This is a genomic window from Hwanghaeella sp. 1Z406 (assembly GCF_048892425.1).
In the GTDB taxonomy this organism is placed as follows: domain Bacteria; phylum Pseudomonadota; class Alphaproteobacteria; order UBA8366; family Aestuariispiraceae; genus Pacificispira.
Window position 1 is genome coordinate 26,159 of the sequence record NZ_JBLZHU010000013.1, and the last position, 21,221, is coordinate 47,379.

19 protein-coding genes and 1 tRNA gene are annotated in these 21,221 nt (G+C 58.3%); 9 read left to right on the forward strand and 11 right to left on the reverse strand.

The genetic code is table 11. The annotated features are described in order from the left end of the window. The first annotated feature begins 43 nt into the window (after window positions 1-43). Window positions 44-1,027 (forward strand): cysteine synthase A, encoded by a 984-nt coding sequence (cysK, locus tag ACOSDR_RS19300; protein ID WP_420723430.1) that lies wholly within the window; start codon window positions 44-46, stop codon window positions 1,025-1,027. Window positions 1,028-1,219: 192 nt separating this feature from the next. Here cysK and ACOSDR_RS19305 read toward each other — a convergent pair whose 3' ends face one another. After that, a complete protein-coding gene (locus tag ACOSDR_RS19305; RefSeq protein ID WP_420732290.1) occupies window positions 1,220-2,119 on the reverse strand; it encodes a LysR family transcriptional regulator in 900 nt (299 codons plus the stop codon). 100 nt (window positions 2,120-2,219) lie between these two features. Between ACOSDR_RS19305 and ACOSDR_RS19310 the strand changes: the two genes are divergently transcribed. Together ACOSDR_RS19310 and ACOSDR_RS19315 are read left to right on the forward strand one after the other, a co-directional pair. Further along, window positions 2,220-2,681, forward strand: coding sequence for a (2Fe-2S)-binding protein (locus tag ACOSDR_RS19310; RefSeq protein WP_420723432.1), 462 nt, complete (start codon window positions 2,220-2,222; stop codon window positions 2,679-2,681). A gap of 3 nt (window positions 2,682-2,684) precedes the next feature. Then, window positions 2,685-4,898, forward strand: coding sequence for a molybdopterin cofactor-binding domain-containing protein (locus ACOSDR_RS19315; RefSeq protein WP_420732291.1), 2,214 nt, complete (start codon window positions 2,685-2,687; stop codon window positions 4,896-4,898). A 69-nt stretch (window positions 4,899-4,967) separates the two neighbouring features. On the opposite strand, the gene ACOSDR_RS19320 is transcribed toward ACOSDR_RS19315, so the two are convergent. The 6 genes from ACOSDR_RS19320 to ACOSDR_RS19345 form a co-directional block, all read right to left on the reverse strand. Then, window positions 4,968-5,588, reverse strand: a complete 621-nt coding sequence (locus tag ACOSDR_RS19320; protein ID WP_420732292.1) for a sarcosine oxidase subunit gamma — start codon at window positions 5,586-5,588, stop codon at window positions 4,968-4,970. Continuing rightward, window positions 5,581-8,574, reverse strand: coding sequence for a sarcosine oxidase subunit alpha family protein (locus ACOSDR_RS19325; protein WP_420732293.1), 2,994 nt, complete (start codon window positions 8,572-8,574; stop codon window positions 5,581-5,583). The genes ACOSDR_RS19320 and ACOSDR_RS19325 overlap by 8 nt, the downstream gene beginning before the upstream one ends. Continuing rightward, window positions 8,571-8,867 (reverse strand): sarcosine oxidase subunit delta, encoded by a 297-nt coding sequence (locus ACOSDR_RS19330; RefSeq protein WP_420732294.1) that lies wholly within the window; start codon window positions 8,865-8,867, stop codon window positions 8,571-8,573. Before ACOSDR_RS19330 ends, ACOSDR_RS19325 begins: the two co-directional genes overlap by 4 nt. A 14-nt stretch (window positions 8,868-8,881) precedes the next feature. Further along, entirely contained in the window at window positions 8,882-10,138 is a 1,257-nt protein-coding gene (locus ACOSDR_RS19335) for a sarcosine oxidase subunit beta family protein (RefSeq protein ID WP_420723437.1), read from the reverse strand. Between the two features lie 203 nt (window positions 10,139-10,341). Further along, window positions 10,342-10,785 carry an RNA-binding S4 domain-containing protein gene (locus ACOSDR_RS19340; protein ID WP_420732295.1) on the reverse strand — a complete coding sequence of 148 codons (444 nt, stop codon included), beginning with the start codon at window positions 10,783-10,785 and terminating at the stop codon, window positions 10,342-10,344. Then, on the reverse strand, window positions 10,782-13,349 hold the full coding sequence (locus ACOSDR_RS19345) for a helicase-related protein (RefSeq protein WP_420732296.1): 2,568 nt from the start codon (window positions 13,347-13,349) through the stop codon (window positions 10,782-10,784). The genes ACOSDR_RS19340 and ACOSDR_RS19345 overlap by 4 nt, the downstream gene beginning before the upstream one ends. Window positions 13,350-13,551: 202 nt before the next feature. Between ACOSDR_RS19345 and ACOSDR_RS19350 the strand changes: the two genes are divergently transcribed. From ACOSDR_RS19350 to ACOSDR_RS19365, 4 genes are read left to right on the forward strand one after another with little or no spacing between them, the layout of a single operon-like run. Beyond that, entirely contained in the window at window positions 13,552-14,142 is a 591-nt protein-coding gene (locus ACOSDR_RS19350) for a TetR family transcriptional regulator (protein WP_420732297.1), read from the forward strand. Between the two features lie 30 nt (window positions 14,143-14,172). Then, entirely contained in the window at window positions 14,173-14,874 is a 702-nt protein-coding gene (locus ACOSDR_RS19355) for a hypothetical protein (RefSeq protein WP_420732298.1), read from the forward strand. A 58-nt stretch (window positions 14,875-14,932) separates the two neighbouring features. Continuing rightward, window positions 14,933-15,352 (forward strand): DUF350 domain-containing protein, encoded by a 420-nt coding sequence (locus tag ACOSDR_RS19360; protein WP_420732299.1) that lies wholly within the window; start codon window positions 14,933-14,935, stop codon window positions 15,350-15,352. 24 nt (window positions 15,353-15,376) lie between these two features. Beyond that, the gene (locus ACOSDR_RS19365; RefSeq protein WP_420732300.1) at window positions 15,377-16,225 is read left to right on the forward strand and encodes a S1 family peptidase; all 849 of its coding nucleotides are present in this window, start codon (window positions 15,377-15,379) and stop codon (window positions 16,223-16,225) included. A gap of 121 nt (window positions 16,226-16,346) precedes the next feature. Here ACOSDR_RS19365 and ACOSDR_RS19370 read toward each other — a convergent pair whose 3' ends face one another. The 4 genes from ACOSDR_RS19370 to ACOSDR_RS19385 form a co-directional block, all read right to left on the reverse strand. Further along, window positions 16,347-17,642 carry a pyridoxal phosphate-dependent aminotransferase gene (locus ACOSDR_RS19370; RefSeq protein ID WP_420732301.1) on the reverse strand — a complete coding sequence of 432 codons (1,296 nt, stop codon included), beginning with the start codon at window positions 17,640-17,642 and terminating at the stop codon, window positions 16,347-16,349. Then, entirely contained in the window at window positions 17,591-18,025 is a 435-nt protein-coding gene (locus ACOSDR_RS19375; RefSeq protein ID WP_420732302.1) for an NUDIX hydrolase, read from the reverse strand. Before ACOSDR_RS19375 ends, ACOSDR_RS19370 begins: the two co-directional genes overlap by 52 nt. Window positions 18,026-18,092: 67 nt before the next feature. Next, a tRNA-Ala gene (locus tag ACOSDR_RS19380) sits at window positions 18,093-18,168 on the reverse strand. Window positions 18,169-18,272: 104 nt separating this feature from the next. After that, window positions 18,273-18,629 carry an FYDLN acid domain-containing protein gene (locus ACOSDR_RS19385; protein WP_420723447.1) on the reverse strand — a complete coding sequence of 119 codons (357 nt, stop codon included), beginning with the start codon at window positions 18,627-18,629 and terminating at the stop codon, window positions 18,273-18,275. 292 nt (window positions 18,630-18,921) lie between these two features. Between ACOSDR_RS19385 and aroA the strand changes: the two genes are divergently transcribed. Both aroA and ACOSDR_RS19395 read left to right on the forward strand, forming a co-directional pair. After that, the gene (gene aroA, locus ACOSDR_RS19390; RefSeq protein WP_420732303.1) at window positions 18,922-20,247 is read left to right on the forward strand and encodes a 3-phosphoshikimate 1-carboxyvinyltransferase; all 1,326 of its coding nucleotides are present in this window, start codon (window positions 18,922-18,924) and stop codon (window positions 20,245-20,247) included. Between the two features lie 3 nt (window positions 20,248-20,250). After that, on the forward strand, window positions 20,251-21,219 hold the full coding sequence (locus ACOSDR_RS19395) for an NAD(P)H-dependent flavin oxidoreductase (protein ID WP_420732304.1): 969 nt from the start codon (window positions 20,251-20,253) through the stop codon (window positions 21,217-21,219). Window positions 21,220-21,221: the final 2 nt, after the last annotated feature.

Here is a 21,221-nt window from a genome sequence, read left to right on the forward strand (position 1 = left end):
TCGGGCCAGAGAAATTGCAAAAATGACAATAGGGACGAAAATCATGACAGACGCGACGAAAAATCCCCTTTCCTCAACGGGCGAGTTCCGGGGCAAAGTATATGACAGTATCTTGGACACGATTGGCGCGACCCCGCTGGTACGGATGTCGCGGCTGACCGCCGCCCATGGCGTGAATGTCGAAATCCTGGCCAAGCTGGAATATTTCAATCCCCTGTCCAGTGTGAAGGACCGCATCGGATATGCCATGATCCAATCGCTGGAAGCGCAGGGTCTGGCAACGCCGGGTAAGACGGTTCTGGTGGAACCGACATCCGGCAATACCGGGATTGCGCTGGCCTTTGTGGCTGCGGCGCGGGGGTACCGCTTGATCCTGACAATGCCCGAAAGCATGTCGGTGGAACGCCGCCGGATGCTGAAACTGTTGGGCGCAGAACTGGATCTGACGCCTGCTGAAAAGGGCATGAAGGGGGCAATCGCCCGGGCGGAAGAATTGCAGAAGACGATGCCCGATGCGATCATCCCCCAACAGTTCGCCAATCCGGCCAATCCGCAAATCCATCGTGAAACAACGGCGCAGGAATTGTTGAAAGATACTGGCGGCAAGATTGATTACTTTGTCGCAGGCGTAGGCACTGGCGGGACGGTAACGGGTGTCGGGGAAATCCTGAAACAGCACAATCCGAATGTGAAAATCATCGCTGTTGAGCCAGAAGACAGCCCGGTCATTTCCGGCGGCAAGCCGGGTCCCCACAAGATTCAAGGGATCGGGGCTGGGTTCATTCCGGAAAACCTGAATACCGACGTGGTCGATGATGTTGTGCGCATTGCCAATGAAACAGCCTTTGCCACCGCGCGCGAGGCCGCCAAGCTGGAAGGCATCGCCTGCGGGATTTCATCCGGCGCGGCGATTGCCGCAGCCCTTGAATTGGCAGAACGCCCCGGCATGGAAGGCAAAACCATTGTGGTCCTGTTGGCCAGCTTTGCCGAACGGTATCTGTCAACTAGCCTGTTTGACGGTCTCTAGGGCAACGTCAGCGCATGATGTTTGTTTATGTTTAAGCTCATGCGAGCGCATGATGCTTGTATATGCTTAGCTCATGCGAGCGCATGATGTTTGTATATGCTTAGCTCATGCGAGCGCATGATGTTTGTATATGCTTAGCTCATGCGAGCGCATGATGCTTGTATATGCTTAGCTCATGCGAGCGCATGATGCTTAAAGCTTCAAAACTTCCCTCGCGGTGTCGATAAAGGCGCGCAGCTTCGGCGTGCGCCCGGCACTGCGGGTGAAGTACAGGAACAACCCGGATTCCATGGAACTGGTTTCGGGCAGAACCTGTACCAAACGACCGTCGCGCAACGGTTCGGAAATCGAAGGCTCTGCCATATAGGCCAGGCCAATGCCATCCAGGGCCAGTTCGATAGCAAATTGCCCCGTATTGACGATCATGGAAATCGATGTTTCCACCCGGACCTCGACATCATCCTGCATCAATTCCCATTGATAGACGCGCCCGGAACTGGTCATGCGATAGCTGATGCAGGTGTGATGCTTTAGGTCATCAATGGACTTTGGCATACCATGCGTCGCCAGATAATCCGGCGATCCTACGACTACCCATCTAAAGGGCGGGGCCAATCTGACAGTCACCATGTCCTGGGCCATCATGCCCCCCAGTCGGATTCCTGCATCAAATCGATCTGCGATAATATCGGTCATAGCATTGTCGGCAAATAACTCGACAGTCAGCTTAGGGTGACGCCGATGCAGTTCCTTGATCACGGGGGATATCGTCTTATGCAGGGAAAGATATGGCATATTGATGCGCAAGAGCCCTGAAACCTGGCCTTGTGCAATCTTCACCCGTTCCATGGCCTCGGAAATTTCCGTATAGGCCGGCGCAACGGTGTTGATGAAATCCATCCCCCAATCTGTCAATGAAACCGAGCGAGTCGTGCGTGCAAACAACGGCAGCCCCAACCGATCTTCCACCGTCTTGATGGCATGGCTGACCGCAGACGCACTCATGCCCAGATCTTTTGCCGCCGCCGCGAAGCCACGGCACCGGGCAACAGACAGAATTACCGGCAGGTGTATCAATATGTCACGATCCATTCATGCACTATATAGGATAATCTATGCTATTTAAACGAACTTGTTTGTGTGCAAGGGCGGCGTATCTATTCCTTCAAACGCTCATGACAGGGGATTTCACATGACAACATTTACACTCAACGGCGCTCAGATCAGCCTGGATGCCGATCCGGACATGCCGTTACTGTGGGCTTTGCGGGATCATGCTGGCCTGACAGGCACAAAATTTGGCTGTGGTCTGGCGCAATGTGGTGCCTGTACCGTGCATCTGGATGGCATCCCGATGCGATCCTGCCAGACTTTTCTTGGCGATGTCGAAGGGGCCACCGTAACCACCATTGAAGGCGTTACCGGCAATAAAGTCGCTGAAACGGTCCAGAAAGTCTGGGCTGATCTTGATGTTCCGCAATGCGGGTATTGTCAGTCCGGCCAGATCATGTCCGCTGTCGCGCTGTTGGCAGAAAATCCCAAGCCCAGTGACGGCGATATCGACGACGCAATGAGCGGCAATCTGTGCCGTTGCGCCACCTATCAACGCATTCGCGCAGGCATTCATGAAGCCGCGCGTCGATTGGAGGCTTAACCTATGCTCCCGAACAAACTCTCCCATTTTAAACTGCCAGCTCGTGTTGACGCACCCTCGGCATTCTCTGTCTCACGGCGTGGCTTTCTGTTATCCGCAGCGGCGACAGCGACCGGGCTGGCCGTTGGCTTCCGCCCTCTCTCAGGACAGGCGGCGGATGCCGACGTGATTAACCCTCTGGCGGCCTATCTGGAAATTGCTCAGGATGGATCGATCACGGTTCTGTCCTCTCAATTCGACATGGGGCAGGGGTCGTATCACGGCCTCGCCACGCTGGTCGTGGAAGAACTGGGCGCCAGTTGGTCTCAGATCGACGTACGCGGCGTGACGGGTGATGTGGCCCTTTACGGCAACGTCGCCTTCGGTGGGGCGTTCCAAGGAACCGGTGGATCCACCTCTATGATGACATCCTGGGACCGGTATCGCATGGCAGCCGCGACGGCGCGGGAAATGCTGGTCGCAGTGGCGGCGGATCAATGGGCTGTGCCTGCCGGTGAAATAACAGTAGAGGCTGGACAGATCATTCATCAGGCCAGCGGCAAGGCAGCCGGTTTCGGAACCTTCGCCAAGGCAGCGGCAACCCGGCCCGTGCCCAAGGATGTGGCTTTGAAATCGCCTGCGGACTGGACCCAGATCGGCAATGCGGACCTGCGCCGCTATGACCGTGTTGGCAAAACCACTGGTCAGCAGGATTTCACCATCGATGTGAAACTGCCCGGCATGTTGACAGCTGTGATGATCCATCCACCAAAATTTGGCGCGACACTGACGGCCTTTGATGGCAGCAAGGCAAAAGCCCTGAAGGGCGTAGTGGATGTCGTTGCCATTGATCGCGGTATTGCCATCGTTGCACAGGATATGTGGACCGCCTTGAAGGGTCGCGATCTGGTGACCGCTGATTGGGATGAATCAAAGGCGGAAACCCGCAGCAGCGATGAAATTCTGTCAGAATATCGCACCTTGGCGAAGCAAACGCCCCAAGCCATGGCGCGAAACGACGGGGATACCGCTGGCGCGATGGCACAGGCCGATAAAGTGATCGAGGCCATCTATGAATTTCCCTACCTGGCCCATGCATCGATGGAACCACTGAATGCGGTTGCACGGATGTCGCCAGAGGGTGTTCTGGAAGTTTGGGGCGGTCATCAAATGCCAGGCCTGTATCAATACATCGCCTCGCAAATCGCAGAGACGACGCCGGATAAGGTTGTGTTGCATATTCTAAAAACCGGCGGTGGCTTTGGTCGTCGCGGTGTACCGGATGCAGATGTCGTGGCCGAAGCCGTTGCGGTGGCAAAGGCGATTGGCTGGAAAGCGCCGGTTAAGGTCCAATGGACCCGCGAAAATGACATGCGTGGCGGTCGTTATCGCCCAGCCTATGTGCATCAAATGCGGGCCGGGCTGGACAAGGATGGTCAGATCATCGCCTGGGATAACCATATCGTCGGGCAGTCCATTATGGACGGTGGCCCTTTTGCCAGCATGGTCCAGAATGGTGTCGACCCCACCTCTGTTGAGGGGTCCTCAACGCTGCCATATGCGATCCCCAATATGTCTGTCGGGCTGACATCCACGAAGGTTGGTGTGCCGGTCCTGTGGTGGCGTTCAGTCGGATCGACCCATACCGGCTATGCGACAGAGGTCTTTCTGGATGAGATCATTGATGCGGTCGGGGCAGATCCGGTCGAGTATCGACTGGCCTTGTTGAAGGACCATCCTCGTCATGCGGCGGTTCTGAAACTGGCGGCTGAAAAGGCTGGATGGGGCAAGGCTTTGCCTGAGGGACACAGCCTGGGTGTATCCGTGCACGAGAGCTTCAGCTCCTATGTGGCCCAGGTGGCGGAAGTTTCTGTCGACGGCACAGATATCAAGGTACATCGGGTGGTGGCTGCTGTGGATGTTGGTACCGCGATCAACCCAGACACAATCAAGGCCCAGATTGAAGGCGGGGTTGGGTTTGGACTGGGGGCCATCCTTCAGGAAGAAATCACGCTGACCAAGGGTGAGGTGGATCAGGGAAATTACGATACCTATCTGCCGCTGCGCATCGACCATATGCCTCAGGTTGAGGTTCATATCATGCCCAGCACAGAACCCCCGACAGGGGTTGGAGAGCCGGGCGTGCCCCCTATCGGGCCAGCGGTCGCCAATGCGGTCTTCCGCGCATCAGGGCGACGTATTCGGACGCTGCCTTTCAGCAAGGGCATGACCGCATAATCAGATTTATTCTGAAAACGAAAAAGGCCGCGCCAATCCAGCGCGGCCTTTTTTCTGTTGCAGCAATCTTCAGACTGGTTCCAGCACCCGCAGACCATATTCCAGGCTGGATGCGTGCAGCCAATGGTCCATATCCACCGCGAAAGAGCGCGCGGCGTAAACATCGACAGTGTCTTCACCTCGACAATGCAGCACGGTGGTGAAATGGCTCAACAGGGTTCCGACACAGTCGCCGGGTACAAACTGGCTTCGGTCAAAATCTATTGTCGATCCCTTCGCCAGAAGATCGCGCATATTCGGACCCGTGATGCGCCAGCAAACCCGCGAATGGCTCTGATCGGTCAGGGTTGCCAGGTCGACGCTGACATCCGCACTTACCGTTGCGAACAAGTCCCGCGATTCCGGTTCCACGATCAGCCAGCGGTTTGCGCCAACCCACAGCACGGTGGTGTCGTTTTTCTCCACCGCTTTCACGGGCTCGGCTGCCGGGGCCGTGCCGCAGGCTTTCTCTATCGCCTTGCCACAGGCCTTGACCTGATCGGTCCAGGCATCGACATGAACAATGGACAGGGCCCGGCGTTCCTGAATCACGATTCCAGGCACGCCGTCCTTGATCGTACCGAAATCGCCAACATGCCGGTGTCCATCCAGGGCAGAGCGTCGGGTTACTTTTAGCGTAGTATCAGGCATGAAGCCGTTTCCCTTCTGGATCGACAAAGACAGGGTTGGTCACTTTGGCTGGAATGGACAGGCCTTTCAGCGGGCTGGCGACAATCACGATATCGCCTTCACGGGTCAGGCCCCCTTCCAGCAGGGCCAGCGCCATCGGGCTGTCCAGTTCGGGACTGAAACCATTGGCGGTGACATGGCCCAGCATTTTGACGGGCGGGCGCGTATTGGCTTTCTCAATAATTTGGGATCCATTGGGCAGGGAGGATTTCCCATCCACCGGTACCAGCCCGACCAGCTTCTTACGCGGATCGGCGACAAAACCTTCGCGGTAGGCCAATGCCTTGCCGATAAAGTCCTTCTGTTTGGACAGCATCTTGCCCAGGCCCAGATCTTCCGCCGTGGTGCGACCGTCCAATTCAGAACCGGCCACATGGCCTTTTTCAATCCGCATATTGCCCAGCGCTTCCAGGCCATAGGGCACCATGTCGAATTCTTTGCCGGCCTCCAGCAGGGCATCCCAGATATATTGCCCATAATCGCTGGGCACATTGATCTCAAACGCCAGTTCGCCTGAAAAACTGATCCGGAACAGGCGGCTGGGCACGCCTGCCGCCATGCACGGGGCACAACCCATGAAGGGGAAGGCCTCGTTAGAGATATCCAGATCGACAATCTTCTGCATGATCTTGCGGCTGTTGGGCCCGGCAACCGCGATGGCGGCATATTGCTCAGTCACGCTGACGACTTTGACCTTTAGGTCGGGCCAGACGACTTGCAGGTAATATTCCATCTTGGCCATGACCGGCACGGCATTGGCCGTGGTGGTGGTCATCACGAAATGATTTTCTGCCAGCCTGGAGGTCGTGCCATCGTCATAGACATAGCCATCTTCCCGCAGCATCAGGCCATAGCGCGCCTTGCCGACCGGCAATTTGGCAAAGCCATTGGCATAGAGGCGGTTTAAGAATTCAGCTGCATCCGGGCCCTGAACATCAATCTTGCCCAAAGTCGTGACATCACAAATCCCTGCCGATTTCCGGGTCTGTGCGGTTTCCCGAATATAAGCCTCGCGCAGGGTCTCACCCTTATGGGCGGGATAATGACGCGGGCGTTCCCACATGCCCGCTGGCAGCATTTCGCCCGCCCGTTCCAGATGCCAATCCTGCATCGGGGTGCGACGGCGGGGTCGGTAATGCTGTCCAACCTCAGACCCACCCATCGCGCCAATGGCAATGGGGGTATAAGGCGGGCGAAAGGTTGTGGTGCCCACTGCCTGGATCGGTTCGCCGCGCAGGGATGCCATGATCGCCAAGCCGGTAATATTGGACGTCTTGCCCTGATCGGTCCCCATGCCCAGCGTCGTGTAGCGCTTCAAATGTTCGACGGAAACAAACCCTTCCCGATGGGCCAGGCGCACATCATCGGAACTGACATCATCCTGATGGTCGACAAATTTCTTAGGGTGACCGCCAGAATCCGGGGCTTCCCACAGGGCTTCTGTGCGGGCGGGCTTTTCAATCGCAACTGTTGGAACGGTCCAGCTTTTCTCAGATTTAAATCCGGCGGCGACGGCGGCTTCGACGCCCCGCACATATCCTTCGGAGAGGCAGGCGTAGAGCGAGAATTGCCCCGCACTGGCCCCGGCGGATCGTTCCGCCCGTTTGGGGGTGCCCGGCAGGAAGCAACAGGATTCTGGATTCCAGACGGCCTTTGCGCCGGTCTGGCTGGATAAGTGCAAGGCAGGCTGCCAGCCGCCGGAAATCGCCAACAGATCGCAGGATATCTCCCGGGGGCTGCCACCAACCAGCGGCATGACCTCAACCGATTGCAGGGCGAAATGTCCATGGGTGTTTGTCACCGCATGACCCATCAGGATTTCCACGCCCTTTGCCCGAACCGCCTGGATCAGATCGGATTCGGGCGCACTGCGCGCATCGACAATCGCCTGAACGCTGGCCCCTGCTGCCAACAGATCCAATGCGGTGCGATAGGCATCGTCATTATTGGTGAAAATCACTGCGCGGCGGCCAGGCAGCACACCAAAGTCATTGATATAGGCGCGCACAGCACCGGCCAGCATGATGCCGGGGCGGTCATTATTGCCAAATACCAAGGGCTGTTCCAGCGCGCCTGTCGCCAGCACAACCTGCTTGGCGCGGATCTTCCACCAGCGCTGGCGCGGCAGGTTGTCCGGCGGCACAGGGAAGTGATCGGCGACTTTTTCGATGCAGCCGATTAAGTTGTCATCGTAATAGCCAAACGCTGTCGTACGGGTCAGAATGCGGACATTGGGCATGGCCTGCAATGCGACCGCCGTTGCCACGGCCCAGTCATAGGCGGGCTTGCCGTCAATTTCCATCCGTTCCTGGCGTAACCGTCCACCCAGAACAGGATTCTCATCGACCAGAACAACCCGTGCCCCGGTTTCAGCGGCGGTCAGCGCGGCGCTCAGGCCCGCAGGTCCGGCCCCGATCACCATCACATCGCAATGGGCCTGGCTGCGTTCATAACGGTCGGGATCGGCAAGACCACTGGCGGTTCCCATGCCTGCTGCCTTGCGGATAAATCCTTCAAAGATCATCCACAATTTGGTGCTGGAAAACGGACCCATGAAGGTCTTGTAGTAAAACCCTGCTGGAATGAAGCGGGCGATCAATTGATTGACCGCCTGGGTGTCGTATTTCAGGTTCGGCCAGCGATTCTGGCTGTGGGCGACCAGGCCGTCATACAATTCCGCCACGGTGGCGCGGGTATTGGGTTCCTGGCGGGCCCCTTCCCGCACAGCGACCAGCGCATTGGGTTCTTCTGCCCCGGCAGAGAATATCCCGCGGGGGCGGTGATATTTGAAACTGCGCGCGACCAGTTTGACATCATTTGCCATCAGCGCAGAGGCAAGCGTGTCCCCTTCAAACCCGGTATAGGATTTACCATCGAAACTGAATTTAATCGGTTTGGATCGGTTGATGTGCCCGAAGCCACCCAGCCGGTTGGTTTGGTTGCTCATTTATCGGCTCCCCCCTTCCCGGTGGGCTCATCGCTCATCGGGCCGGTGGCGGCCCCATAGGCCAGGATCTCATGGGTCTGTGTATTGCGCTTGATGCGGATCCATTGTCGACAGCCAGCGACATGCTGCCAGAATTCTGTATGGGGACCCCGGGGATTTTCGCGGATATAGACCGCATCGAACCAGGTTTGCTCATCAGCATCCAGATCGGGGACATCGACGGTCGCATCGCCGCCATAATTGAATTCGACCTGATCGCGTGGACCGCAATGGGGGCAGGTTAGCCTGAACATTGTCTCTATTTTCCTTAATGCGCGTTCGGGATGGGGCCGGCGCCGCGTTCATCAACCATGCGACCGGTGCGGAAGCGTTCCAGATTCAGATCGCGGTTGATCCAGTGGGGCTCGTCATTGGCGATGGTATGGGCAAAAACCCAACCGGATCCCGGCGTCGCCTTAAATCCGCCATAGCACCATCCCCCATTCAGATAGAGGCCCTTGATCGGGGTCTTGCCAATGATCGGGCTGCCATCCATCGACATATCCATAACGCCGCCCCAGTGGCGCAGCATGCGGATGCGCCCGATGGCGGGGATCAGGGCCATGCCTTCCTCTCCCAAATGTTCGATCAGCGGCAGGTTGCCGCGCTGGGCATAGGAATTATAGCCGTCCAGGTCGCCGCCAAAGACCAGCCCCCCCTTATCAGACTGGCTGATATAGAAATGCCCTGCACCAAAGGTAACCACCCCATCGATGAAAGGCTTCAGTGGTTCGGACACAAAGGCCTGCAGCACATGACTTTCGATGGGCAGCTTCAGGCCTGCCAGGGCGGCCACCTGACTGGTATGACCGGCGACCGCCATGCCGATTTTTTCAGATTTGATCAGGCCGCGACTGGTTTGCACACCTTTGACCGCACCGTTTTCAATTTCAAACCCGATGACTTCACAGTTCTGGATAATATCAACGCCCAGCCGGTCCGCACCCCGCGCAAAGCCCCAGGCAACGGCATCATGGCGGGCCGTGCCGCCACGGGCCTGCAACAATCCGCCTGTAATCGGGAAGCGGGCATTGTCGGAAAAGTCCAGGTTGGGGGCATATTTGCGCACCTGATCCCGGTTCAGCAATTCCGCATCGACACCATTCAGCCGCATCGCGTTGCCGCGCCGGGCATAGGCATCCAATTGCGCGTCGGAATGTGCCAGGTTCAAGACGCCCCGCTGAGAGAACATCACATTATAGTTCAGATCGACCGACAGGCCTTCCCACAACTGCAATGATTTCTCATAAAAGAAAGAATTGGCCTCCAGCATGTAGTTGGAACGCACAATCGTCGTGTTGCGCCCGGTATTCCCGCCGCCGATATAGCCCTTTTCCAGGACCGCGACGCGGGTGATGCCATGCAGTTTTGCCAGATAATAGGCGGTTGCCAGACCATGCCCGCCGCCGCCGATGACAATGGCGTCATAGCTTTCCTGCGGTTTTGGATCACGCCAGGCGCGGGTCCAATGTTTTTGCCCGGTCAGGCCCCCTTTGAGCACGCTGAACACTGAATAACGAGACATGTATCGCCTGTCGCTTCCTACAGGATGGTCCTGAAAAAGGGGGAGGTTTCCCCGTAACAAGGGACGCGCCGAAGATCATCGACGCGCTGAAATCTTTATAGATCATTTCCTGCTCAAGGCACGCGCTGAAACGCGCCCCGGATCGTTCAATTTTCGACATTGCTGGTAATTTTTAGACAGAACAAGTGTTATGGGGGTACCAGCTACCCCATATCATCCTGTCCCCGCAGGCGATCTGTTTCGCGGCGTTCTTTTTTTGTCGGGCGGCCTGCGCCCTCACCGCGCAGCGCGACGGGGGCCGGATCATCGGTTTTTGATCGGGGCTTGGGAGGCGCCAGATCTTTATACAGGGTCTGGGCGATTGGTGCGGGACCGCGATGATCGGCAATGGCCTGAATTTCGATGACCCTGACATCCTTTTCCTGCAGGAAGGTTAAGACATCACCGGGCCCAACAGATTGGCTGGGTTTGCGCACAGGTTGGCGGTTCAGCCGGACATGACCGCCGGAAACGACCTCCGCGGCCCGCGTGCGGGTTTTAAAAAACCGCGCATGCCATAACCATTTGTCCAGCCGCCCCTTGCGGCCCGTATTGGCGGTTCCCTCTAAATTGCCCTGGGGATATGGGTCATTGGCGTGGTCGGTCATTTCCGGGAAACCAGACCTTTCAAAATGGCGAAGGGGGAATCGGGATTGGGGCGCACCGTCACCGGACGCTGAGGTTTTTGCGTTTTTGCATTCGGCGTTTCGGGTTTGATGGATTTCCGGCGTGCATTGCGATTGCGCGTGGCGGGAACAAAGGCGGGCGGGTCTGCCAGGGCGTCCTGCGTTCCTTCTTTCAAGGGCGCGGGCTTGAAGCCCAAAGCCCGCATCACGCCTGCCAGGGCGGGGTCCTTTTCGGGCAGGCCGATTTGCGCACAGAATTTGCCATCGCCTAGAAATGGTGTCTTGCGCGGATGATGCCGCAGTTTCGCGGTCAGTTGTTCCCAACGATCCAGCCGTAAGGCGATGGGCCCCAAGGGGGTATATCCCAACATCGGCCAGATCGGATCGGAAACGCGATCACGGGGCAGGCTGGGAGATGATGAATTAGGGATTTCAGGGACGGGAGAGCCGGACCAGGCGGACCACAGGATCGCCCTGGCGCGCACTGCCTTGATATCCATCAGCCCGGCCAGATAAATCCAATCGCGCCCAAACCGCAGGCCGATCTTGGTCAGGCTGGCCTGGGCGGATTTACTGAGGGCATCTAGCGTATCTGCGGCCTGCTTGCGGGTCAGGGCACCCAGATTTTCGCGCAATTGATACAGCAGGCCGCGGGCAGCGGCATCCAGACTGTGCGGGTCGATATCCGGGGCCAGCAGAGGCTTTAACCGCCGCAGCATGAAGGCATCCAGGAAGTGCTGCACTCTGACACGCGCGCGTTCCGTCAGATTTGTGTCGGTTAGGCTGTTGCTCAACAAGACAGCGCGGGGCGATAATAGGGAATCCCCCTTATCTGGGCGGGCGATTACCCGACCCCGCCATGTGATGCGGCCTTCCGGGGTCATGCCAAAATCCTGATCCGGGGACTGTTCCAGCGCTTTGATGCGGCGGGGGGCATCCTCTCCCAATGCCCTGTGGGCGGCGGCCAGCAGAGCCTTGGCTTCGCGCCGGTCGGCGGCGTCATGGGGCTTGAAAGACAGGCCTTCGATATGGCCCACGACATGCCCTTCGACGACAACCTCGTCCTTTTTGGTCACGGCCGATAACAGGTCCGCCCCCTCGGCCCCTTTGGACCGACCCAAAACAGCAGCGCGTTTATCAACGAACCGATCCGTCAGGCGCTGATGCAGGGCATCCGACAGGGCATCTTCGATCTGGCGGGTCCGGGCCTGCCAGTCGGCGGCGCTGGTGATCCAGTCAACCCGGTGCGTGATATAGGTCCAGGTCCGGATATGCGCCAAGCGGGCCGTCAGCGTGTCAATATCGCCGTCGATCCGGTCCAGCCGCTCAATCTGATCCGACACCCAATCGGCGGGCAGGCGACCATCTTTATCGACCAGATAGGTAAAGATGTGCCCGATCAGCGTGGCATGGTGGTCCGGCATCACCTTACGGAAATCCGGAACCTGACAGACATCCCATAACAGTTGCACGCGATCCCGGCTGCCCGCTCGCGCCAGAATGCCTTCATCGCGCATCAGGGCGGCCAGGACGACCTGATCAGACGCATCCCGCGCCCGGGTCAGTTCTTCCTGTTGGGGATGGACATTCAGGCTGGCATAAAGCCGCCTGGGGGAGGCGAAATCCAGCGACCGATTGCGCCAGTAAATCTGGCGGACCGGCGGATAATCATGCTCTTCGACGCGGCGCAGGACCTCTTCATCCGGTGGCTTTACATTATTGGTAATGCCAAAGGTGCCATTGTTCATATGCCGCCCGGCGCGCCCGGCAATCTGTCCGATCTCTGGCGGGGTCAAGGGACGCCTGCGGGCACCATCGAATTTGCTCAACTGGGCGAAGGCAACATGGTCAACGTCCATATTCAGCCCCATGCCAATCGCATCGGTTGCGACCAGATAATCAACCTCGCCGGCCTGATACATCTCAACCTGGGCATTGCGGGTGCGGGGGCTCAACGCGCCCAGAACAACAGCGGTCCCACCGCGTTGCTGGCGGATCGCTTCTGCCAGTTCATAGACCTGATCGACGGAGAAGGCGACAACCGCACTGCGCCGCTTCAGTCGGTTCAGTTTCTGTGCCCCGGCATAGCTGAGGGTCGACAGGCGGGGGCGGCTTTCAATCACCGCATCGGGGATCAAATGCCGGATCAGGCCCGCCATACTGTCAGACCCCAGGAACATGGTTTCAAACCGTCCCCTGGCATGCAGCAGGCGGTCTGTGAAAATATGACCCCGTTCCGGATCCGCACAGAGTTGAATTTCATCGATGGCCATGAAATCAACGGTTCGATCCATCGGCATGGATTCGACGGTACAGATGAAATAGCGCGGATTGGGGGGCAGGATTTTCTCCTCCCCCGTGATCAGGGCGACGGCGGACATCCCGACACGGGCGACAATGCGGTCATAGTTTTCCCGGGCCAGCAGGCGCAGGGGAAAGCCGATCATGCCCGACATCTGCCCCAGCATGCGTTCTACCGCTAAATAGGTCTTCCCCGTATTCGTGGGGCCCAGAACAGCGCGTATCTGCGAGTGCAAGGGTCTCATATCAAGACAGCCTAAACCATATGACCGGGTTCGTGAACCGCTGCGGCAAAACGAATTTCCTGCATACGTGATTCCTGTGTGAAGAACCAGCACTATGCGCATCCGTGAAATAATAAATTGATTGACTAATTTATAGATTGAATGATCAATCAACTTATTGAATGATGTGTCACCATATTGAAATACTATAGGAATTCGCCACTTGGCCCGACAGTCAATTGAAGATATTCGAAAGATTGAGCTGATCGATGCGGCCCTGGCCGTGATTGCGGAAGAGGGGCATGATGCCGCAACCACACAGAAGATCGCCGCCCGGGCAGGAATTTCGGCGGGGATCGTGCATCATTATTTCGGGGATAAGGTCAGTCTTTTGCAGGCAAGCATGCGCGCAATCCGAAAGCCTGTGGCCCGCGCCTATATCGAAAATCTGGCCGCCCAGGGACTGACCGCGACGGCGGGACGCCCGGCGCTGGAGGCCTGCCTGGAAGCCCATTTGTCCCCAACCATTCTGACCGTTCGGCGAGCGGCAGCCTGGCTGCAATTTACCGCGCGGGTGGCCTATGTACCGGGTTACGCCAGGGTTCACGCATTGGTCCGCAATCGCCAGGTCGCGGCCCTGACACGGGCGGTTCGGCCCCTGGTGCCACATCAGGGGGATGCTGTTCGGATGGGGATACGACTGGCTGTCGCGCTGGATGGCTATTGGATGGAATGCGCGACCCGCGAAGGGGGGCTGACCGCCAAAGAGGCGCGTTTGGCAATTGATGCCTTATTGTCGGATTCCGTTTGGTAAGAATGCCCAGTGCGGTTTAGACTCCCCCTCATGAAAACACTTCTTTCACGCCTTGGCGGTCTGGGCCTGGCCTGTCTTATGCTGACGGGTTGTTACCTGCCCAATAAGTTCGAACTGACGATGCAGATCGCACCGGATGGGCGATATGCAGCGGCCTATGACGGCACGCTGACGCAGTTACAGTTTCTCCAACGGATCGGGACGGGGGATCTGGTCGGCAATCAGATCGACGAATATGTCGGCATTTATGAAAATGATTTGCGCCGCAATTCCGGCTTTAAGGAAGTCACTTATTTGGGCAAAGCCGAATATCGCGTGAAATTTGACAAGCAGGGCAGTTTGGCGCGGGAAAAGCAGTTCAGCTTCCCGGAACGCAACGGCGTTGTCCTGGGTTTGCGGCGATGGACGGCGGCCAGCGCGGAAGGCTATATGGCCAAATTCCGGGCGACCAATCATCCGGCGCTTCCCGCTCTGGCGGCGGCGAATTTCGCCAATGAACCCAATATTATGGAAGTATTCGGCGATCGCCTGCCCAAAAAAATGCGCGATGACCTTATTGCCAATGGGTTCTGGGTGCGCGGCAGCATTCGCATCTGGACCTCGGCAAAGGTCGGGTATCACAATGCGCAGGAAGTTGTGGAGGGGAATCCGACCCTCTATGTCTGGAACATTGACAGCCTGAATGCCCAACCGCCGGAAATGATCATGGCCTGGACCCCGCCCAGCCAGTAAGTTGGGGCCAGTAAGTTGGGGCCTTTCGTTCAATGCGGTCTTAAAAAAGGGATCATACATGAATTTTGACATCATTCTGGAAAGCGTGATGACGGGCTTTCCTTTCCTGTTCCTGCATTTTGCGCTGACCGTGGCAATCTGGCTGGTGGCGGTATGGGTGTATGCCCTGTCCACCCCCTACGCGGAAATGAAGCTGATCCGGGAGAACAATATTGCCGCGGCTGTGACGCTGGGCGGGGCCATGCTGGGGCTGGCGATCCCCCTGGCATTTGCCATGGCGTCTAGTGTCAGCATGGCCGATATTCTGGTCTGGGGTCTGATCAGCATGGCCTTACAGATTGTCGTTTATCGTGTGATCGACCTTGTGCTCAAGGATTTACCGCGCCGTATAGAGGCCGGGGAAATCGCCCCGGCAATTCTGGCAACAGCCACGAAACTGTCGATTGCGGCCTTTAACGCAGCGGCCATCTCCGGATAGGGGCGGCAGGGCGGAAGCGACGCGATGAAGCTGATCGACAAAATTGCCTTCCTGGTGCTGGGCGTCGTGTCCCTGGCGTCGATCTTTGGCTTTTTTGAAACCAGCCCCGATCCGGATGCACCGCGCCGACCCAGCATCGCCCTGGCCCCACCTCAGGGGGACCCGCTGCCACCCCGCAATCCGACCCGTGACCCGATTGTCGTGGTCGATATGGGGCAAAGACCAACGACCAGTCTGGGAACGGCATTTTCTTTGGAATCCGCCGGTGTCTGGATGACGGCGCGCCATGTCGTTGATGGCTGCGACAAGGTTGGCCTGATGACCGGCCCGTCAAAGGCTGCGAAGGTGAACCAGATTTGGATTCACCCCTCTGCTGATCTGGCCCTTTTGTCGCAATCCTTGCGGCGTCCCGCCCTGAGAATGGCGGATCGAGATCCGGTGATCGGAGAACAGGGCTACGGCGTTGGCTATCCGCAGGGAAAGCCTGGGGAGGTGGTAGGGACCTTGTTGGGGCGCGCGACATCGCGCAGCACGGGGCGATATAAGCTGGATGAACCCGTGCTGATCTGGACGGAAACTGCGCGCTTTCCCAATTTCTCCGGGGATCTGGCGGGGATCAGCGGCGGACCACTTTTCGCACAGGATGGCACTGTTCTGGGTGTCATAGTATCGGGTACCGTGCGGCGGGGGCGTTTCAATACGGTTGCGCCATCCTCCCTGACCCTTGCCCTGCAGGAAGCGCAATTGACGCCAGGAGATATCGGTGACACCGCCCCTGTGCCGGTCCCCATCGAAGCCCAGGCCCTATCAGATCTGGGGCAGCAATTGCGGCAGGATGGCGCAGTTGCTCAGGTTATCTGCCTGGTCAATTAAGGGAATATCCCGATACACACGGAACCATTCCAGCAGGCAGATCCCAGCATCCTTCCTGTTGTGATACATGCCGCCCTGGACCCCGGATCGCGTCCGGGGTGACGGGCGGGATTGTTTCAAATCACAGCCTGGCTAATCCACTCTCCAGGCGATTGAATGCTTCTGATAAGCGGTCGGGGGACAGGGCGAAGCACAGGCGGTACCAGCCCTCCGCGCCGGGGCCAAAGGCGGTGCCCGGCGCGATGCCGACCTTTGCTTCCCGCACCAGTCGCTGACAGGTCTCCAGCGTGCGATCCCCGGTCCCGTCGATGCGGAAAAAGCCGTAGAAGCTGGCGCTGGCCGGGCGATAGTCCCGCACCTTTGGCAGATTTGGAAGGCGTTGGTTGCAGATGTCGCGGCCGATGCGGCAATGCTCGACAATCTGGGCAACGGCCCGCTCCCCCTCCACAATCGCCTGTATCCCGGCGCGCTGGATAAAGGTCGGCAGGCAGGAATAATTGAACTCGATCATATTGCCCAAAACATCGCCCAGCTCTGGCGGATGGGTGATCCAGCCCATGCGCCAGCCGGTCATCGCCCAGCTTTTGGAGAAGCTGTTGACCACCAGGACCGGATCGTCGGACTGTGCGATTTCCAGGAAGCTGGGGGCCGCGCGCCCGTCATAGACCATGCGCGAATAGACCTCGTCAGAGACGATCCAGATGCCCCGCTCCCTAGCAAAGGCCAGCACCTCGACCATTTGCTCCCGCGGCATGACCCAGCCTGTCGGGTTGTTGGGCGTGTTGATGAAAATCGCCCGGGTGCGTTCGTCACATTGGTCATACAGTTTCTGTAAATCCAGATGCCATCCCCGCTGTGCGTCATTGTCCAGCACGGCATAGCGCGGCGTGCCCGACAAGGCGCGGACCACTGATTGTGCATTGGGCCAGACGGGGGAGATGATGACGGCATTGTCGCCGGGATCCAGAATGGTCTGAAAGATCAGCATGATCGCCGACATGCCAGATTGGGTGACGGTGATGCGGTTGGGCGTGATCTGTTGCCCAAACAGGCCGGTGACATAGCCCGCCAGGGCCGCCTGAAACTCTGGCAGCCCACGCTTATGGCCATAGAATGTCTCCCCCGCATTCAGGGAGTTGATGGCGGTTTGGCGGATATCGGCATCGGTCACCAAGTCGGATTCGCCATACCACATGGCGATCACCGACGGATCCCCCAGCGCCAGCTTCGACACGGCCAGGATCTGCTGTTCTTCGATACCGGCAACGGTGGGGCGGATGTAACCAATCGACATGGCGGGCGCTTTCCGGAACGGGAGGGATAAGGGCAACTCTATCGCCAAAGTGGCCGAACTGACGGCGTGCTTCAAGCCAGAAACCGCGCCGCCTGATGAATGATGCGGATCGTCTCGTCCCATAGATGATAGTCCGCCAATTGCGACAGCGGCACCCAGCGCGCCTGAACCGCATCATCGCCAGCCTGCAGCACCCCGCCAACCGGCCGGGCCGCGAAATCAATCAGCGTATAGTGATGCGACAGGTCGGTGGAACCGGGCAGGGGCGTCAGGGAATCCACCACATCGATCAACCCCAAAATCTCAATCTCGATCCCCGTCTCTTCCAGCACTTCCCGGATGGCCGCAGCGCGAACCGTTTCCCCCCATTCCTGCCGCCCGCCAGGAATAGACCACTCCCCCACACGCGGCGCCCGCCCCCGCTGAACCAACAACACATCCATCCCGCCCGTTGCGGGACGCAAGACAACCGTGCCAATACCAATGAGGGGACGTTGATCGGTCATAGGCCTATCCTGTCAAGGAACACACACCCCAACAAGCGAAAACCCCCGGTTTCCCGAGGGTTTTCGATGGTGGAGCCAAGCGGGATCGAACCGCTGACCTCTACACTGCCAGTGTAGCGCTCTCCCAGCTGAGCTATGGCCCCTTATGTGTCGGTCCTGGACTTATTCGACCGGCGGCGCGTGTTATACACGCCGTATCCGGTCTCGCAAGAGTTTTCAAGAAACCGACACAAAGACTTTGGGATTCTTACAGGTCGTCGTCGTCCTTTTTGGTGCCGACAACCGGAACATCATCGTCGTCCAGGTCGGATGTGTCTTCCAGCACGCCATCATCGTCGTCGTCATCAACATCCAGAACGTCCAGATCATCATCGTCATCGTCGCTGTCATCATCCAGATCGCCGGATGATTTGGACGCGACCTTGGCTTCCTTCTTGGGCTTGTCGTCAGGCACCTGGTTGCGACCGCGCTTCAGCTTGGTGGCAGCTTCCGGATCGAAGACAGCCTCGCAGCTTGGGCAGATGATCGGGTCTTTCTGCATGTCATAGAACTTCGCGCCACAGCTGAGGCACAAACGCTTAAAGCCCCATTTGGGATTTGCCATGTCGCTGATCTCCTTCGGATTGACAGTAAAATTAATATTTTCGGAGGCTCCCTATAGAGCAACCGCGACCGATACGCTAGGGCGATGATACACTCATCCCCCTATTGTTCAGCCGATTGCGGGCGGAATTGCCAAATTCCAGCGGCGCTGTCAAAAGATAAATAGGGAGAAACGGTAAATCACGAAACGGGGTTTGTTCGCCGGGGGGCCAAGGTGTAAAACACCCACGCATCAGGTTTGACGATATTCGACTGCCAAAATACCGCTGTGTATAGAATAGGATCGTTCTGAAATGAGCTCTTCTTTAACCGTGTCTGCCGGGTCCTCTTTGATTGGAACGGTGCGGGTGCCGGGTGACAAATCAATCTCGCACAGGGCGGTTATGTTGGGGGGGCTTGCGGTCGGCACAACACAGATCGAAGGTCTGCTGGAAGGGGAGGATGTGCTGGCGACAGCCGCCGCTTTTCGCCAGTTGGGGGCGGATGTCACACGCCATCAGGATGGGGCCTGGACCGTCACCGGCGTTGGCCTGGGCGGATTGCGGGAACCAGAAGATATTCTGGATATGGGCAATTCCGGCACGGCGGCGCGCCTGTTATTGGGTATTCTGGCGGGCCATCCCATCCGGTGCATGATGACGGGCGATGCGTCTCTGCGGTCGCGCCCGATGGGCCGCGTGACTGATCCGCTGACAGCAATGGGCGCGCGCATTGAAACGCGCGACGGCGGGCGTCTGCCGCTGATGATCCAGGGTGCCGATATGGTGCTGCCGATCACCTATGAACTGCCGGTCCCCTCGGCGCAGGTGAAATCTGCCGTGCTGCTGGCGGGGCTAATGGCGCGGGGCGAAACCGCCGTGATTGAATCGGTTGCCACCCGCGACCATACAGAACGCATGTTGACCCATTTTGGCGGCAAGGTCAGCCGTGAGGCCCTGGCCGACGGGGGCAGTCGCATCGCGGTTGCGGGGGAGCCGGAATTGACCGCCGCCGATATACTGGTCCCGGCCGACCCATCCTCTGCGGCCTTTCCTTTGGTGGCGGCCTTGCTGGTGCCGGGATCGGAAGTGCATCTGCCCAATATCGGCATGAACCCGACCCGCATCGGGCTGATCAAAACCCTGCTGGAAATGGGGGCCGATATTGTTGTCGAAAATGAGCGTGTTGCAGGCGGGGAGCCGGTTGCCGACCTGATCGCGCGCCATTCCACGCTGCATGGGATAGAGGTGCCGCCAGAGCGGGCGGCCAGCATGATCGACGAATATCCGATCCTGTGCATTGCCGCCTCTCAAGCGGAAGGAACGACCCGGATGCAGGGCGTGTCCGAATTGCGGGTCAAGGAATCTGATCGGATCGCGGTGATGGCGACGGGCCTGCGCGCCAATGGCGTGACGGTGACAGAAGGCGAGGACTGGATGCAGGTCGAAGGCCGCCCCGGTGATGTTGCCGGCGGTGCCAAGGTCGCCACCCATCTGGATCATCGCATTGCCATGAGTTTCTTTGTCCTGGGGCTGGTGACGAAAAAGCCGGTCACCATCGATGATGCCGCCCCGATCCGCACCAGCTTCCCGAATTTCCTGGATCTGATGGCGGCGCTTAATTCCGGACGGAAAGGGTAATCGATGGGCCGGATTACGACCCGACTGACACGCCAGTTTGGAATCGACCATCCCATTCTATCGGCCCCCATGGCGGGTGCCAGCGGGGGGCAATTGGCCAAGGCTGTCAGTGAGGCTGGCGGGTTGGGCCTGATCGGTGGCGGTTACGGCGATGCAACTTTTTTGAGCCAGGCATTTCGAGATGCAGGCAACACGGCGGTTGGTTGTGGTTTCATCACCTGGTCTTTGGCACAAAATCCGGATTTGCTGGATTTGGTTCTGTCCCACAATCCCTGTGCGATCATGCTCTCCTTTGGGGATCCCGGCCCGTTTGTGGCAAAAATAGCAGAGTCTGATGTCCCGCTGATCTGCCAATGTCAGACCATCGCGCATGTGCGACAGGCCGTGGATCTGGGCGCAACGGTCATCGTTGCCCAAGGGGGAGAGGCTGGCGGTCATGGCGCCCTGCGCGGCACGATGAATTTCGTGCCGGAGGTCGCCGATCTTCTGGCCGCCAACTCCCCCGACACGCTGTTGGTGGCTGCTGGTGGGATTGCCGATGGGCGCGGATTGGCTGCGGCCTTGATGCTTGGCGCAGACGGGGTTCTGGTCGGTACGCGGTTTTGGGCGTCGCTGGAGTCGCTGGCCCCGATGCAGCATCGTAAGGCCGCTATCCCCGCGACCGGGGATGATACCGTGCAGACCACCGCTGTGGATATCGTGCGGCAAAAAGACTGGCCAGCTGAATTCAAGGTTCGGGTACAGCAGAATGCTTTTACCCAGAAGTGGCATGGGCACGAAGAGGAATTGCGTGCGGTTGTGGAAACCGCCGTCCCGGCTTATACAGCGGCGCTGGAAGCGGGCGATCCGCAACAATCCGCCCCGATCTGTGGTGAGGCGATTGGTCTGATCGCCAGCATTGAGCCAGCGGCCCGTATTGTGGAGACGATGGTTGAAGAGGCCCATGCACGGCTGAACAGTCGATTTGAGTGAAG